Origin of the sequence: Herbidospora sp. NBRC 101105, assembly GCF_030269205.1 — a bacterium.
GTDB lineage: Bacteria > Actinomycetota > Actinomycetes > Streptosporangiales > Streptosporangiaceae > Herbidospora > Herbidospora solisilvae.
On record NZ_BSSX01000006.1, the window covers coordinates 64,317 to 79,094 of the forward strand.

Annotated in this window: 13 protein-coding genes; 8 read left to right on the forward strand and 5 right to left on the reverse strand. The window is 71.4% G+C overall.

Features of this window, described 5'->3' with window-relative positions; all coding sequences use genetic code 11:
* The first annotated feature begins 72 nt into the window (after positions 1-72).
* The 6 genes from QSK34_RS24020 (at position 73) to QSK34_RS24045 (ending at position 5,275) form a co-directional block, all read left to right on the forward strand.
* Entirely contained in the window at positions 73-1,191 is a 1,119-nt protein-coding gene (locus QSK34_RS24020) for an NAD(P)/FAD-dependent oxidoreductase (RefSeq protein WP_285586863.1), read from the forward strand.
* A complete protein-coding gene (locus QSK34_RS24025) occupies positions 1,188-1,424 on the forward strand; it encodes a (2Fe-2S)-binding protein (protein ID WP_285586864.1) in 237 nt (78 codons plus the stop codon). Before QSK34_RS24020 ends, QSK34_RS24025 begins: the two co-directional genes overlap by 4 nt.
* The gene (locus tag QSK34_RS24030) at positions 1,421-2,665 is read left to right on the forward strand and encodes an NAD(P)/FAD-dependent oxidoreductase (protein ID WP_285586867.1); all 1,245 of its coding nucleotides are present in this window, start codon (positions 1,421-1,423) and stop codon (positions 2,663-2,665) included. The genes QSK34_RS24025 and QSK34_RS24030 overlap by 4 nt, the downstream gene beginning before the upstream one ends.
* On the forward strand, positions 2,662-3,531 hold the full coding sequence (locus QSK34_RS24035) for a dihydrodipicolinate synthase family protein (RefSeq protein WP_285586868.1): 870 nt from the start codon (positions 2,662-2,664) through the stop codon (positions 3,529-3,531). Before QSK34_RS24030 ends, QSK34_RS24035 begins: the two co-directional genes overlap by 4 nt.
* 1 nt (position 3,532) lies before the next feature.
* The gene (locus QSK34_RS24040) at positions 3,533-4,531 is read left to right on the forward strand and encodes a proline racemase family protein (protein ID WP_285586869.1); all 999 of its coding nucleotides are present in this window, start codon (positions 3,533-3,535) and stop codon (positions 4,529-4,531) included.
* Positions 4,532-4,597: 66 nt separating this feature from the next.
* Positions 4,598-5,275: a GntR family transcriptional regulator gene (locus tag QSK34_RS24045; RefSeq protein ID WP_285586873.1), complete on the forward strand. Its 678-nt coding sequence runs from the start codon at positions 4,598-4,600 to the stop codon at positions 5,273-5,275.
* Position 5,276: 1 nt separating this feature from the next.
* Here the strand turns inward: QSK34_RS24045 and QSK34_RS24050 are convergent, their stop codons facing one another.
* From QSK34_RS24050 to QSK34_RS24060, 3 genes are all read right to left on the reverse strand, one after another.
* Positions 5,277-6,149, reverse strand: coding sequence for an EamA family transporter (locus QSK34_RS24050; protein ID WP_285586874.1), 873 nt, complete (start codon positions 6,147-6,149; stop codon positions 5,277-5,279).
* Between the two features lie 97 nt (positions 6,150-6,246).
* On the reverse strand, positions 6,247-7,011 hold the full coding sequence (locus tag QSK34_RS24055; RefSeq protein ID WP_407929437.1) for an ABC transporter permease: 765 nt from the start codon (positions 7,009-7,011) through the stop codon (positions 6,247-6,249).
* Positions 7,008-7,916, reverse strand: a complete 909-nt coding sequence (locus tag QSK34_RS24060) for an ABC transporter ATP-binding protein (RefSeq protein ID WP_161483121.1) — start codon at positions 7,914-7,916, stop codon at positions 7,008-7,010. The genes QSK34_RS24055 and QSK34_RS24060 overlap by 4 nt, the downstream gene beginning before the upstream one ends.
* A gap of 149 nt (positions 7,917-8,065) precedes the next feature.
* Here QSK34_RS24060 and QSK34_RS24065 point away from each other — a divergent pair, with 149 nt between their 5' ends.
* Complete coding sequence (locus QSK34_RS24065; RefSeq protein WP_285586876.1) at positions 8,066-8,842, forward strand: VOC family protein; 777 nt, start codon at positions 8,066-8,068, stop codon at positions 8,840-8,842.
* Between the two features lie 50 nt (positions 8,843-8,892).
* Here the strand turns inward: QSK34_RS24065 and QSK34_RS24070 are convergent, their stop codons facing one another.
* Positions 8,893-12,228: a glycosyl hydrolase family 95 catalytic domain-containing protein gene (locus QSK34_RS24070; protein ID WP_285586879.1), complete on the reverse strand. Its 3,336-nt coding sequence runs from the start codon at positions 12,226-12,228 to the stop codon at positions 8,893-8,895.
* 322 nt (positions 12,229-12,550) lie between these two features.
* A complete protein-coding gene (locus QSK34_RS24075) occupies positions 12,551-13,594 on the reverse strand; it encodes an NAD(P)-dependent alcohol dehydrogenase (RefSeq protein ID WP_285586881.1) in 1,044 nt (347 codons plus the stop codon).
* Positions 13,595-13,733: 139 nt separating this feature from the next.
* Between QSK34_RS24075 and QSK34_RS24080 the strand changes: the two genes are divergently transcribed.
* Positions 13,734-14,660: a helix-turn-helix domain-containing protein gene (locus QSK34_RS24080; RefSeq protein WP_285586884.1), complete on the forward strand. Its 927-nt coding sequence runs from the start codon at positions 13,734-13,736 to the stop codon at positions 14,658-14,660.
* Positions 14,661-14,778 lie beyond the last annotated feature (118 nt).

Here is a 14,778-nt window from a genome sequence, read left to right on the forward strand (position 1 = left end):
GGCGTCAATGCTAGGTGGGGTGAGGGGTGGTCCCTCTTGCGGCCCAATATGTCATGTGACATGGTACAAACCGTGGACGTTCTCGTGATCGGCGCCGGGATCGTGGGCGCTTCATGCGCCTATGCCCTGATGCGTGCCGGTGTGCGGGCAACGGTAGTCGATCGCGGGGGAGTGGCGTCGGGCACCACCGGCGCGGGCGAGGGCAACATCCTGGTGTCCGACAAGGAACCGGGCCCTGAACTGGAGCTGGCCCTCCGGTCCGGCGAACTGTGGCGGGAGCTCGACGAGGAGTGCGGCGGCTTCGAGTGGGAGCCGAAGGGCGGCCTCGTGGTGGCCGAGACCCCCGAGGTCCTCGACGCCCTCACGGCCTTCGCCGAAAACCAGCGTCGGCACCGCGGCCCGGCGGGTGTCGTCGCCTCGGTCGTGCCGGCCACGAGCCTTCGGGACTTCGAGCCCCACCTCGCCGACGGCCTGGCTGGAGGCGTGCACTACCCGCAGGACGCCCAGGTGCAGCCCATGCTGGCCGCCGCGCGCCTGCTGAAGGCCTCCGGGGCGCGGCTGGTCCGTACCGCCGTGGAGCGTTTTCTCGTCGCCGGAGACCGGGTGGCCGGCGTGCGCACCGGCCAGGGCGACCTCCACGCCGACGCGGTCGTCAACGCCGCCGGCACGTGGGCCGGGAGCTTCCCGCAGGCGCCGCTGCCGATCCGGCCGCGCAAGGGGTTCATCCTGGTCACGCAGCCGTTCGCGGTCCCGCCGGTGCGGCACAAGGTCTACACGGCCGCCTACGTCACCAACGTCGCCAGCGACGCCGAGGGGCTGGAGACCTCCGGCGTCATCGAGTCGACCCGGGCCGGAACCGTGCTCATCGGGGCCTCCCGGCAGCGGGTCGGCTACGACACCGCCATCGACTACACGGTCCTCGCCCAGCTCGCGAGACAGGCGGTCGCGCTGTTCCCGGTGCTCGCAGACAGGCAGGTCATGCGGGCCTACGCGGGGCTGCGGCCCTACTCGCCGGACCATCTGCCGGTCATCGGCCCCGACCACCGGCTCCGCAACCTCTTCCACGCCTGCGGGCACGAAGGCGCCGGCATCGGCCTCGCCCCGGCGACCGCCGAGATGATCACCGCTCAGATCACCGGCGGATCGCCGCGGGTCGATCCGGCGCCCTTCGCCCCGGGGAGGTTCGCGTGATCGAGTTCCGTTTCGAAGGACGCCCGATCGCCGCCGAGGACGGACAGTCGATCGGCGCGGCCCTGCACGCCGCCGGGATCCGGTCGTGGCGGACCACCCGGTTCGGCGGCCGGCCGCGCGGCCTGTTCTGCGCCATCGGCGCCTGCTTCGACTGCCTGCTCACCGTGAACGGCGCCCCCGACCAGCGCGCCTGCCAGACGGTGGCCCGCGCGGGCGACGAGGTGACCGGATGAGCTACGACCTCGCCGTCGTCGGCGCCGGGCCCGCCGGGCTGACCGCCGCCAGGGTGGCCGCCAGGCGGGGCCTGCGCGTCGCCCTCCTCGACGCCTACGCCACGCCCGGCGGCCAGTTCCTCCGGGGGACCGCGCCGCCCCGCCTGACCGGTGTCGACGTCATGCTCGGGCAGCGGGTGTGGGCGGTGGAGAAGGCCTCCGACGGCTTCCGGGTGCACGCGTCGACGACCACGACCGCCACGACCCTGCTGGTCGCCACCGGCGCCCACGACAAGGTCGTGCCGTTCCCGGGCTGGGACCTGCCCGGCGTGCTGACCGCCGGAGGCGCGCAGGCGCTGGTGAAGGGCGAGCGGATCAGGCCCGGCGAGGAGATGGTGGTGGCCGGCACCGGGCCGTTCCTGCTGCCCGTCGCGGTCACCCTGCTCGACGCGGGGGTGCGGGTCAAGGAGGTCCTGGAGGCCAACCGGCCCTCGCCCCGGATGGCCGCCGCGCTGGCCCTGGTCCCGTCGAAGGCCAGGGAGGCGCTGGGCTACGCGAGACGGCTGGCCGCCGCGCGGGTGCCGTACCGGACCGGGCACGCCGTGGTCGCCGCCCACGGCGAACACTCCGTCGAGGGCGTCACCGTCGCCCGGCTCACCCCCGGCTGGCGGCCCTACGCCTGGCGCACCGTCGACTGCGACACGGTCGCGGTCGGCTACGGCTTCACCCCGCAGGTCGACCTGCTCCTCCAGCTCGGCTGCGCGGTCGCGGGCGACCACGTCGTCACCGACGACCGGCAGCGGACCTCCGTCGAGGGGGTGCTGGCGGCCGGCGAGGTCACCGGGGTCGCCGGGGCGCCGAGCGCCGTCGTCGAGGGCGCGCTGGCCGTGCACTCCCTGGTCGGCGAACCGCCGCCCCGGCTGCTCGCCGAGAAGGCGCGGCTGCGCCGCTTCGCGCGGGCCCTCGACCTGTCCTATCCGGTACGCGACGGCTGGCGTGACTGGCTCACGCCCGGCACCGTCGTCTGCCGCTGCGAGGAGGTCACCCTGCGCGCGATCGACGAGGCCCGCGACCTCGGCGCGCACGACCCCCGCACCGTCAAGCTGCTGGCCCGGCCCGGAATGGGCTGGTGCCAGGGCCGCATGTGCGGCCACGCCGTCGCCGCGCTCACCGGGCATGAGCCGGCCCCGCAGAAACGGCCGTTCGCCCAGCCGATCACCCTCGCAGACCTGACCCTGCACGATCGAGAGGACAACGCGTGATCCGACCTTGGCACGGAATCATGGTGGCCACCGCACTCCCCTTCCGGAGCGACCTGACCGTCGACTACGACGCCTTCGGCGCCCACTGCCGGCGGCTCGTCGACGAGGGTTGTGACGGCGTGGTGCCCAACGGCTCGCTGGGCGAGTACCAGACCCTGACGCCCGACGAGCGCGCCCGCGTGGTCCGGACCGCCGTCGAGGCCGTCGGCGGCGAGCGGGTGATGCCCGGCGTGGCCGCCTACGGCTCCCGCGAGGCCCTGAGCTGGGCCGAGCAGGCCCGCGACGCCGGGTGCGCGAGCGTCATGCTGCTGCCGCCCAACGCCTACCGGGCCGACGAGGGGGCCGTGTTCGAGCACTACCGGACCGTCGCCAAGGCCGGGCTGCCGATCGTCGCCTACAACAACCCGATCGACACCAAGGTCGACCTGACCCCGGCGCTGCTGGCCCGGCTGTTCGGCGAGGGCCTGATCGTGGCGGTCAAGGAGTTCACCGGCGACGTGCGGCGGGCGTACATGATCAGGGAGCTGGCGCCCGAGCTGGACCTCCTCGTGGGCTCCGACGACGTCGTGCTGGAGCTGCTGACCGCCGGGGCGAAGGGCTGGATCGCCGGGTTCCCCAACTCGGTGACCCGCAGGTGCGTCGACCTCTACCGGGCCGCCGCGGCCGGGGACCTGACCACCGCGCTGCCGCTGTACCGGGACCTGCACCCCCTGCTCAGATGGGACGCGCGGGTAGAGTTCGTGCAGGCGATCAAGTTGTCGATGGACGTGGCCGGGCTCAACGGCGGCGCCTGCCGGCCGCCCCGCCTGCCGCTCCCCGCCGACGTCGCGGCCGAGATCAGCGCCGCCACAGAGAAGGTCATGTGACGTGCGCACCCGAAGGATCTTCCACGCCGTCGACTCCCACACCGAGGGCATGCCCACCCGCGTGATCACCGGCGGCGTCGGCGTGATCCCCGGCGCGACCATGGCCGAGCGGCGGGAACACTTCATGGCCCACCTCGATCACGTCCGCACCCTCCTCATGTACGAGCCGCGCGGCCACGCCGCCATGAGCGGCGCGATCCTTCAGCCGCCGACCCGGCCCGACGCCGACTGGGGCGTGCTCTACATCGAGGTCTCCGGCTGCCTGCCGATGTGCGGCCACGGCACGATCGGCGTGGCGACGGTGCTGGTGGAGACCGGCATGGTCGAGGTCGTCGAGCCCGTCACGACGATCCGGCTCGACACCCCGGCCGGGCTGGTCACCGCGTCGGTGGCGGTGCGCGACGGCGTGGCCGAGTCGGTCACGATCGAGAACGTGCCCTCCTACGTCGAGGGTCTCGGCCGGACCGTGAAGGTCGACGGGTTCGGCGAGCTCGCCTACGACCTGGCCTACGGCGGCAACTTCTACGCCATCCTGCCGATCGAGTCGGTGGGGCTGCCGTTCGACCGGGCGTACAAGCAGCAGATCCTGGACGCCGGGCTCGCGATCATGGACGCGATCAACGAGGACGAGCCCGTCCACCCCGAGGACCCCGGCATCCGCGGCTGCCACCACGTGCAGTTCCTCGCGCCCGGGTCGACCGCGCGGCACTCGCGGCACGCGATGGCCATCCACCCCGGCTGGTTCGACCGGTCGCCGTGCGGGACCGGCACCAGCGCCCGCATGGCCCAGCTCCACGCCCGGGGCGACCTGCCCATCGACGCCGATTTCACCAACGAGTCGTTCATCGGGACGCGGTTCACCGGACGCCTCGTGCGAACGGCCGCCGTCGGAGACCGGCAGGCCGTGGTGCCGCACATCACCGGTCGCGCCTGGCTCACCGGCACCGCCCAGTACTTCCTTGATCCACGCGACCCCTTCCCGCAGGGATTCCTGCTGTGACCAGGCGGTCGCGTACCGGTCCGAACCGGTACGATCACCAGATCCGATGTCACGGATGGGAGTGGGATGGGCGCGGGAGCAGAGGGACTCGGCCTGCCGGTCGTGGGTGAGCGGCAGAGCCTGCGCGAACAGGTCGCGCAAGCCCTCAGAGACGCCTTGGTCGCGGGCGAGATGAGGCCGGGGGTCGTCTACTCCGCGCCGGTGCTCGCGGCCCAGTTCGGCGTCTCGGCGACCCCGGTCCGCGAGGCGATGCTCGACCTGGCCAAAGAGGGCCTGGTGGAGGCGGTGCGCAACAAGGGGTTCCGGGTCACCGAGATGTCCGACTCCGACCTCGACGACATCACCGAGATCCGCCGCCTCATCGAGGTGCCCACGGTGGCCCGGCTGGCCGAGTCGGGGCACGACGCCGACTTCGAGCGGCTGCGGCCCCTGGCCCGCGAGATCGTCAGCTCCGCCGAGCGCGGCGACCTGCTCACCTACGTCAACGCCGACCTGCGCTTCCACCTCGAACTGCTGAGCCTGGCGGGCAACGCCCACCTGGTCGAGGTGGTGCGCGAACTGCGCGGCCGGGCCCGCCTCTACGGGCTGAAGGGCCTGGCCGACGCCGGGAAGCTGGTCGACTCGGCCCGCGAGCACGTCGAGCTGCTCGACGCCCTGATCGAGGGCGACCGGGCGGCGGCCGAACACATCATGGGCCACCACATCCAGCACGTCCGCGGCATCTGGGCCAACAAGCCCGAGTGACTCAACCCGAGCGGGCGGCCCCGACCGAGGCCACCACCACACACCCGATCGCGGCCCACTCGCGCAGGTGCAGGATCTCGCCGAGCACGACGAGCCCCACGAGGGCGGCGACGGCCGGTTCGAGCGACATCAGGATGCCGAACACCCGCTTCGGCATCCTGCGCAGCGCCTCCAGCTCCAGCGAGTAGGGGATCACCGACGACAGCAGCCCGACGCCGAGCCCGATCAGCAGGATCGCCGGGTCGAGCAGCCCGGTGCCGCCCGAGACGATCCCGGGCGGGGCGATCACGAGGGTCGCGACGATCATGGCGAAGGCCAGCCCCGACGTCCCGGGGAACCGCTGCCCGACCGACGCCGACAGCAGGATGTACGCGCCCCAGCAGACCCCCGCCCCGGCGGCGAACGCGATCCCGACCCAGTCGGCGTTCGCGGCGTCACCCCAGGGGGCGAGCAGCCCGATCCCGGCGGCGGCCAGCCCCACCCACAGCAGGTCGAGCCGCCGGCGGGAGGCCGCCACGGCCACCCCCAGCGGCCCCATGAACTCGATGGCGACCGCGATGCCGATGGGCAGCCGCGCCAGGGCCTCGTAGAACGAGAGGTTCATCAACGCGAGGATCGCCCCGAAGGCCACCCCGATCCCGACGCTCTGCCACGACAGCCCCCTGACCCGGGGCCGGACGAAGGCGACCAGCACGAGCGTCCCGGCGGCGATCCTCAGGAAGACCACGGCGGTGGGGGAGAGCTGCGCGAACAGGTTCTTGGCCAGGCCCGCGCCGATCTGCACCGACACGATGCCCAGCATCACCAGCAGCGGCGGCGGAACGGCGTCGGCGAGCCGGAACGACCCCTTGTACGCCCCCGCGTCAGCGGTCACCGTCGTCCCACCCCTCACCCGGAAATCAGCGGGTCTCACTGTAAGGGGCAAAACCCAAGATCGCTCATGATTCCGCCCTGTGAGACGGCCTGGGGAGCTACTCCCAGCGGAACCAGCGGGCCGCCGCGGCGAGGGCCAGCACGGCCCACGACAGCAGCACCAGCGTCGCGCCCACGGGGAACCCGCCCACCCCGGTCAGCACCGATCTCACCCCGTCGGTCAGGGCGGTGATCGGCAGGATCTCCAGCAGCGGCCGGATGCTCTCGGGGAAGGCCGAGACGGGCAGCACCACCCCGCCCAGCGCGAGCAGCAGCAGGTAGACCAGGTTGGCCCCGGCCAGCGTGGCCTCGGCCCGCAGGGTGCCGGCCATCAGCAGCCCGAGGCCGCTGAAGGCGGCCGTGCCCAGGACGACCAGCAGCGCCACCGTCAGCGGGTTGCCGTGGGGCGACCAGCCGAGCGCGAGCGCCACCAGCACCAGCACCACGATCTGCAGCACCTCGACCACGATCACCGCGGCGGTCTTGGCCAGCATCAGGCCGGTCCGCGACAGGGGAGTGGCCCCCAGGCGCTTCAGCACGCCGTAGCGCCGCTCGAAGCCGGTCGCGATGGCCTGGCCGGTGAAGGCGGTGGAGAGCACCGCCAAGGCCAGCACGCCGGGCGCGACGAAGTCGACCCGGGGGCCCGCGACGTCGAGGAACGGCGCCTTGGAGAACCCCACGAGCAGCAGGATCGGGATGATCAGCGTCAGCAGGAGCTGCTCGCCGTTGCGCAGCGTGGCGCGCACCTCCGCGCCCGCCTGGGCGAGCACCATCTTCGGGAGCGGCGCCGCCCCGGGCGCCGGCGACAGGTCGAGGGTGGTCAACGTAGCTCCCGTCCGGTCAGCTCCAGGAAGACGTCTTCCAGGGTGCGCCGCTCGATGCTGAGGTCTTCGGTCGTCACGCCCTCGGTCGCGCACCACGCGGTCACCGTGGCCAGCAGCGACGGGTCGACCTGGCCCTCGATGATGTAGTGGCCGGCCGGGGACTCCTTGGCCGCGCTCCCGGGCGGCAGGGCGCTGAGCACCTCGTCGAGGTTGAGCCCCGGGCGGGCGCGGAACCGGAGCTGGCGCTCGGCGCCGGTCAGCTCGGCGGGCGAGCCCTCGGCGACCACGCGGCCCCGGTCGATGATCACGACGTGGTCGGACAACTTCTCGGCCTCGTCCATGTGGTGGGTGGTGAGCACCACCGACACCCCGGCCGCGCGCAGCTCGCGCACCATGTCCCAGCAGGCGTGCCGGGCCTGGGGGTCGAGGCCGGCCGTCGGTTCGTCGAGGAAGACCAGTTCGGGACGGCCGATGACGGCCGCCGCGAGCCCGAGCCGCTGCTGCTGGCCCCCGGACAGCCGCCGGTAGGGGGTGCGGGCGTGGTCGGCCAGCCCCAGCCGGTCGAGCAGGGCCGAGGGGTCGAGCGGGTGGGCGTGGAACCGCGAGACCAGCCGCAGCCACTCTCCGGCGCGGGCCGCCTGGGGCACCCCGCCCGCCTGGAGCATGATCCCGATCCGCGGCTTGAGCTCCGGGTCGTCGGGCGCGCGCCCGAGAACCCGGACCGAGCCGGAGTCGGCCGTGCGGAAGCCTTCGCAGATCTCGATCGTCGAGGTCTTCCCGGCGCCGTTGGGGCCGAGCACGGCGGTCACCTCGCCCCGGCGGCAGCGCAGGTCGAGGTGGTCGACCGCGGTCACCCGGCCGTAGCGCTTGACCAGATCGCGGACCTCGACCGCGGCGTCTTCCATGCCTTCGAGTGTAGGGAGTGAGCACCCCGCCTCCGTCCGCGACCGGGCCGGTAAAGGTCTGCTCCGGGAACGTCCACGGTCCCCGACAGGGGTGTTTGTGCATGTAAGGGTGGAATTGTCCCCATGGCTCACCACAAGGAGGGTGGCGCATGTCCGAATTCAGGAGCTATGCACCCGGCGTGCCGTGTTGGGTGGACGTGTCCACTCCCGACATCGACGCGTCCACGGACTTCTACACCGAGCTCTTCGGCTGGACGGCGGTCTTCGACGAGGAGAGCGAGGACTACGGCGGCTACGGCGTGTTCCACCTGCACGGCAAGTACGTCGCCGGGATCGGCCCCGTCTACCAGGAGGGCATGCCCGCCGCCTGGAACACCTACATCTGCACCGACGACGTCGCCAAGACCACCGAGACGGTCCGCGAGAACGGCGGCACCATCGTCACCGAGCCCGTGCAGATCATGAACGAGGGCCGGATGGCCGGCTACCTGGACCCCGCCGGGGCCTACATCTGCGCCTGGCAGCCGATCGACAAGATGGGGGCCCAGCTCGCCAACGAGCCCGGCACCCTCAACTGGAGCGAGCTGATCACCCGCGACACCCTCTCGTCCACGGAGTTCTACGGCGACGTCTTCGGCTGGACGGCCGAGACCCGGCCCATGGGGGACATGGAGTACACCACCTTCGCCCAGAACGGGCACGTGCTGGCCGGGATGATGGCCATGCCCGACGCCCTGCCGGCCGAGATCCCGTCGTACTGGCTGGCCTACCTGGGGGTGGACAACCTCGACGCCGCCGTCCAGGAGTCGGCGCGGCTGGGCGCGACGCAGATGGTGGGACCGACCGAGGTGCCCGGGATGGGCAACTTCGCGATCATCACCGACCCCGCCGGGGCGGCCGTGGGGCTCTGGGAGAGCACCCCCTAGAACGAGAGAACCGGCCGGTAAGCACCCCGGCCGGTTCTCCCGTCATGCGGTTAGAAAGCGATGTCCTGCCAGGTCGAGACCTGGTTGGCGGGCAGCGCGTAGGGGAGGACCGCCATCCGGTCGACGGCGCCGGTCATCCGCTCGCCGCCGCCCTGGTTGGCGGCGAACAGCAGCGGCCGGGTGTTGCAGCCGTAGATGCCGGTCGAACCGGTGTTGCCGCCGCCCGCGCGGACGCCGTCGACGTAGACGTCGATCGCGCCGTTGCGGTTGAGGGTGATCACCAGGTCGATGTAGCGGCCGGTGGGCAGCGTCGCGTTGGTCGTGACGCCCTGGCCGGCGCCGATGAGGCGCAGGCGGTTGTCCGGCGTGACGTCCATCAGGACGCCGTCGGTGCCGGGGTTGCCCGAGGGCTGCGAGTCGAACAGGCGGCGGTAGCCGGAGCCGCCGATCTTCACCTCGGCGGCGAACGTGGCCTCACGCAGGTAGCCGAGGGTCGTCGGCTGCTCGGTGCGGACGTAGTTCTGCCCGTCGAGGATCAGGCCGCCGTCGGCGTCGTAGGCCGCCGTGCCGTTGACCACGACGCCGTTGCGGCCGGAGCCGGACTGGTCGGCGATGGTCGTGCCCGAGGCCGGGTCCCAGGCGACGATGGCACGGTCGGCCGGGGGAACCGCACACGGGTTCAGGGCGGCGCCGGTCGCGGCGCTGATCGACCAGCCGGAGCCGGCCAGGGTCGCCTGGATGCGCGCCGACGTCGCCCCGGTCGAGGGACCGGCCGTGACGTTGACGGTGATCTCGCGGCTCTCGCCCGCCGGAACCGGGGCGACGGCGGTCGAGGCCGGGTCGGCGGTCCAGCCGGTGGGGAGCTGGAGGGTCAGGGTGCCCGCCGGGGACGCGTTCTGGATCGCGGTGACGGTGGCCTTGACCGGGACGGTCTGACCCGCGCCGATCTCGGCCGGGGCCGAGACCGAGAGCTGGATCTCGTTGTAGAGGGTGTACGAACGGCCTTCCTCGGCGCCGAACGTGAGGGTGTCGCCGTTGCGGATCGCGTCGACCGGCTTGCCCTGGTCGTCGACGAACGAGTAACGGGCGTTGATCGCGCCGGCGCGGACCTTCAGCTCGCCGGTGTCGCCGGCGGTGATGACGGCCTTGGTGAGGCTGCTGTTGGCCCACTCGACGTCGACGGTCGCGTTGCCGCGGGCGCGCAGGCCGGAGATCGACCCGTTCTTCCACACGGCCGGCAGGGCCGGCAGGACGTGGATGGTGTCCTGGTGCGACTGCAGCAGCATCTCGGTGACACCCGAGGTGGCGCCGAAGTTGCCGTCGATCTGGAACGGCGGGTGGGTGTCGAACAGGTTGTCGAGGGTGCTCGACTTGAGCTGCTCGCTGAGCATCTTGTGCGAGTGGTCGCCGTCGAGCAGGCGCGCCCAGAAGTTGATCTTCCAGGCCTTCGACCAGCCGGTGCCGCCGTCGCCGCGCGCGGTCAGCGAGACCTTGGCCGCCTCACCCGCGGGGGTGCCGGCCTTGATCGCGTTGCCCGGGTGCACCGCGAACAGGTGCGAGACGTGGCGGTGGTCGTTGTTGGGGTTGTCCAGGTCTTCCTTCCACTCCTGGAGCTGGCCCCAGGAGCCGATGCGGATGCCCGGGTCGAGCTTGGCCAGGGTGTTGGTCAGCTCGGCCTGCAGCGCCGTGTCGACCTTGAGGGTCTTGGCGGCGTTCAGGGTGTTGGTGAGCAGCTCGGTGACGATCTGCTGCGACATCGAGGCGCCGGCGGTGAACTGGCCGTTCTCCGGCGAGTACGACGGGGAGACCACGAGCTTGCCGTCACGCGGGTCGGTGTGCAGGAAGTCGAGCCAGAACTCGGCCGCGCCCTTCATCACCGGGTAGGCGGTGCGCTTGAGGTACTTCTCGTCGTTGCTGAACCGGTAGTGGTCGTACATCTGCTGCGTGGTCCACGCGGCGGCCTCGGGGAACCAGAACGACTCGGGGTAGTTGTGCAGGCCCGTGAAGCCCCAGGGGTTGGTCTCGTTGTTCACGACCCAGCCGCGCGCCTTGTACATGTCGGTCGCGGTCTTGGTGCCGGGGGCGACCATCGAGGCGATGTACTCGTCGTAGGGGACCGTGGTCTCGGCGAGGTTGGTCTGCTCGGCGAGCCAGTAGTTCATCTGCAGGTTGATGTTGACGTGGTAGTCGGCGTCCCACGGCGGGTTCGTGACGTTGTTCCACACGCCCTGCAGGTTGGCCGGCAGCGACCCCTCACGCGAGGAGGAGATCAGCAGGTAGCGGCCGTACTGGTAGAACAGGGCCTCCAGGTAGCGGTCCTGCGCCGACGAGCCGCCCGTGTAGGACGAGCGCAGCACGTTGGTGGGCACGCCCGGCGCCTGCTGGCCCAGGTTCAGCTTCACCCGGTCGAACAGCTCGTGGTAGTCGTTCAGGTGGGCCTGCTTGAGGGCCGCGTACGACATCGACGACGCCCAGTTGGCCCAGTGGCGCACCTTGTCGTGCGGGTCCTCGGTCCGGTAGGTCGGGTACTCCATCGAGTAGTCCGTGCCGGCCGAGATCACGAACCACGCGGCGTTGGCGTTGGCGACCGTGATGCGGTCGGTCCCGTCGGTCCGGGAGCCGCCCTCGGTGACGACGTTGACCTGCGACTCGAAGTTGAGCCCGTTGTTGGCCAGCTTGCCGCGGATGGTCATGCGGCCCTTGGAGACGCTGACCGTCTTGTCGTTGCGCGGCGAGGTGTGGCGGACGGTGAAGTTCACCTTGCCGGCCGCGTCGGCCGAGATGCGGCCCACGATGACGTTGTTCGGGTAGGACGCGAAGTACTCGCGCTTGTAGGTGACCCCGCCGTCCTTGTAGGTCACGGCGGCGACCGCGTCGTTCAGGTTCAGCGACCGCTTGTAGTCGGCCGGGTTCGCCGGCGCGCCCGGGAAGTCCAGGAACATGTCGCCGAAGGTCTGGTAGGACCCGAAGTTCGTCTTGCCCTGGCCGAGGCGCTGCGCCACCTGGGCCGGGGTCATCTGCTTGTTCTGGTCGATGAGCGCCTGGACGTCGGCGATCGCGGTGGGCCGCGGCGTCGTCCAGTTGCCGAAGTTGTAACCGTTGGAGCCGGGGCCGCCGGTCCAGAGGGTCTTCTCGTTGAACTGGATCTGCTCGGTGGCGACGCCACCGTAGATCATCGCGCCGAGGGCGCCGTTGCCGATCGGAAGGGCCTGCGACTCCCAGTTGGTCGCCGGCTTGTCGTACCAGAGGGTCAGATCGTCCTGCGCGGCTGCGGCCTCCTGGACCTGAGCCGTGGCGGTGCTGCCCTGCAGCACCGGCACGCCCAGAGCCATGGCCAGCCCCAGCGCCGTGGCGGCGCCGAGCAGCCGCCGTGGGGGGTGACTCACGGGTGTTCCTTATGGGTCAGGGTTGGTGATCTCACAATGAAATAGCACCGAAACTTAAGCGAAACAAGCTTTGAGATCCGATGAATTTCGCTGCAACCAAGTTGTGACCCACACCTCATTGAGTGGTCTAGTCCGATGGGTGTGCTGTTTTGATCTTCAGAAGTCGACTTGTGGGGCGTCAGTCCGACGAGAGATCGGATCAATTTTCCCCTAAGCCGGGATAAGACATCGGATCTCTACCCCTCCAATGGCGGTCCGGTACAGACCACCTTCAACGGGCGGGGCATCGGCGCACCCCCGGCGACCGCGAGCCGGTCGACGCTCAGGCGAGGGTCGCGGCGTCGATGACGAAGCGGTAGCGCACATCAGCGGCCAGGACGCGCCGGTAGGCGTCGTTGATCTGGCCGGCGGAGACGATCTCGATCTCGGCACCGATGCCGTGCTCGGCGCAGAAGCCGAGCATCTCCTGGGTGAGGGCGATGCCGCCGATCATCGACCCGGTCACGACCCGGCGGGGCTGGGCCAGCATGAACCCGCTGGCGATGGTCAGCGGTCCGGGCGCCGCGCCGACGTTCACCAGGGCGCCGTCGAGGGCCAGCAGGCCGACGTAGGGGCTGATGTCCACGTCCCCGCTGATCGTGTTGATGATCAGGTCGAAGCGGCCGGCGAGGTCGGTGAGGGTGCCGGGGTCGGCGGTGGCGTGATAGTGCTCGGCGCCCAGCCGCAGCGCGTCCTCCTGCTTCTTCAGCGACCGCGACAGCACGGTGACCTCCGCGCCCATGGCATGGGCGATCTTGACGGCCACGTGGCCGAGGCCGCCCAGCCCGACGACCGCGACCTTCTTGCCCGGACCGGCGCCCCAGCGGCGCAGCGGCGCGTAGGTGGTGATGCCGGCGCACAGCAGCGGCGCCGCCGCGGCGGGGTCCAGGCCCTCGGGGATCGACAGCGTGTAGCCGGCGTCCACGACGATGTGAGTGGAGTAGCCACCCTGGGTGGTGGTGCCGTCCCGGTCGGCGCCGGCGTAGGTGGGCACCATGCCGAGGCTGCAATGCTGCTCGTCGCCGCCGCGGCAGTTGGCGCACCGGCCGCAGGAGTGCACGACGCAGCCCACCCCGACCCGGTCCCCGGCCCGGTGACGGGTCACCTCGGCGCCGGCCTGTTCGACGATTCCGACGATCTCGTGCCCGGGTACCAGCGGGAACGGCTGGGGTCCCCAGTCGCCGTTGACAGTGTGGATGTCGGAATGGCAGATGCCCGCGTATTCGATTTTGATGAGGACGTCGTGGGGGCCGACGTCGCGCCGTTCGATGGTCATGGGGGCCAGAGGCTCGCCGGCGGCCGGGGCGGCATAGGCGTTCACGCGCATGAAGATCATTCCTTGGGTCGAGGTGGGCGAGGTGTCCGCCGCTCATCCAAAGCCCAGGCCGGGACCGGTGGAAGGCACTGGTCAGAGGTGTACTGACGGGGCACCCCAGCCATCGGGAAGGCCGCCTAGCCTGGAAGGCGTGGACCAGCGCAGCCAGATCCGAGACTTCCTGACCTCCCGCCGAGCCAGGATCACGCCGGCTGAGGCGGGGCTGCCCTCTTACGGCACCCGCCGCGTCCCCGGCCTGCGCCGCGCCGAGGTCGCCCAGCTCGCCGGGATGAGCGTGGAGTACTACTCCCGGCTGGAGCGCGGCGACCTGTCCGGGGTGTCGGGCCAGGTCCTCGACTCCCTGGCCCGCGCTCTGCGCCTGGACGAGGAGGAGCGTGTCCATCTGGAGGACCTGGCACGCGCCGCCGGTCCCGCTCCCCGCCGCCGCCGCCCCGGGACGACGGTCGTGCGGCCCGGGGTGCGGCGGCTGCTGGACTCCATGACCGACGCCCCGGCCGTGATCATGAACGGCCGCTGCGACGTCCTCGCCTTCAACGCCCTGGGCCGCGCCCTGTACGCCCCCGTGATCGAAGCCGCCCGGGGGGACACCCCCAACCTCGCCCGGTTCGTCTTCCTCGACCCACGCTCGCACGCCTTCTGGGGCGACTGGGAACGCGCCGCCGACGAGACCGTCGCCCTTCTCCAGGCCGAGGCCGGTCGCGACCCCTTCGACAAGCAGCTCACCGACCTCGTCGGCGAGTTGTCCACCCGCAGCGTGGACTTCCGCGGGCGGTGGGCCCGCCACGACGTCCGCCAGTACCACAAGGGCGCCAAACCGCTCCGCCATCCCGTCGTCGGCACCCTGCACCTCTACTACGAGGCCCTCGCGCTGGCCGCGGACGATCTCACCCTCGTCGGCTACAGCGCCGAGCCCGGCAGTGATTCGCAGGACAAACTTCGCCTCCTGTCCTCCTGGGCCGCCGATTCCGGCACCCCCGCTCCGTCCCGGCCGGTTTCCGGCGTCGCGCGCCGCCGCCGAGTCGTATTCAGCGGAATTCAGGCGGGCGAGACGATGTGAACGGTGGATCTTCGTTCGATCCCGGCCCGGCCGCTGGGCATCACCCGAGGTCAGGGGGCGGTGCGGGCGCCGAAGACTATATGCTCGACCCCGCCCTCGCCGGCGGGCCTCCGCCAAT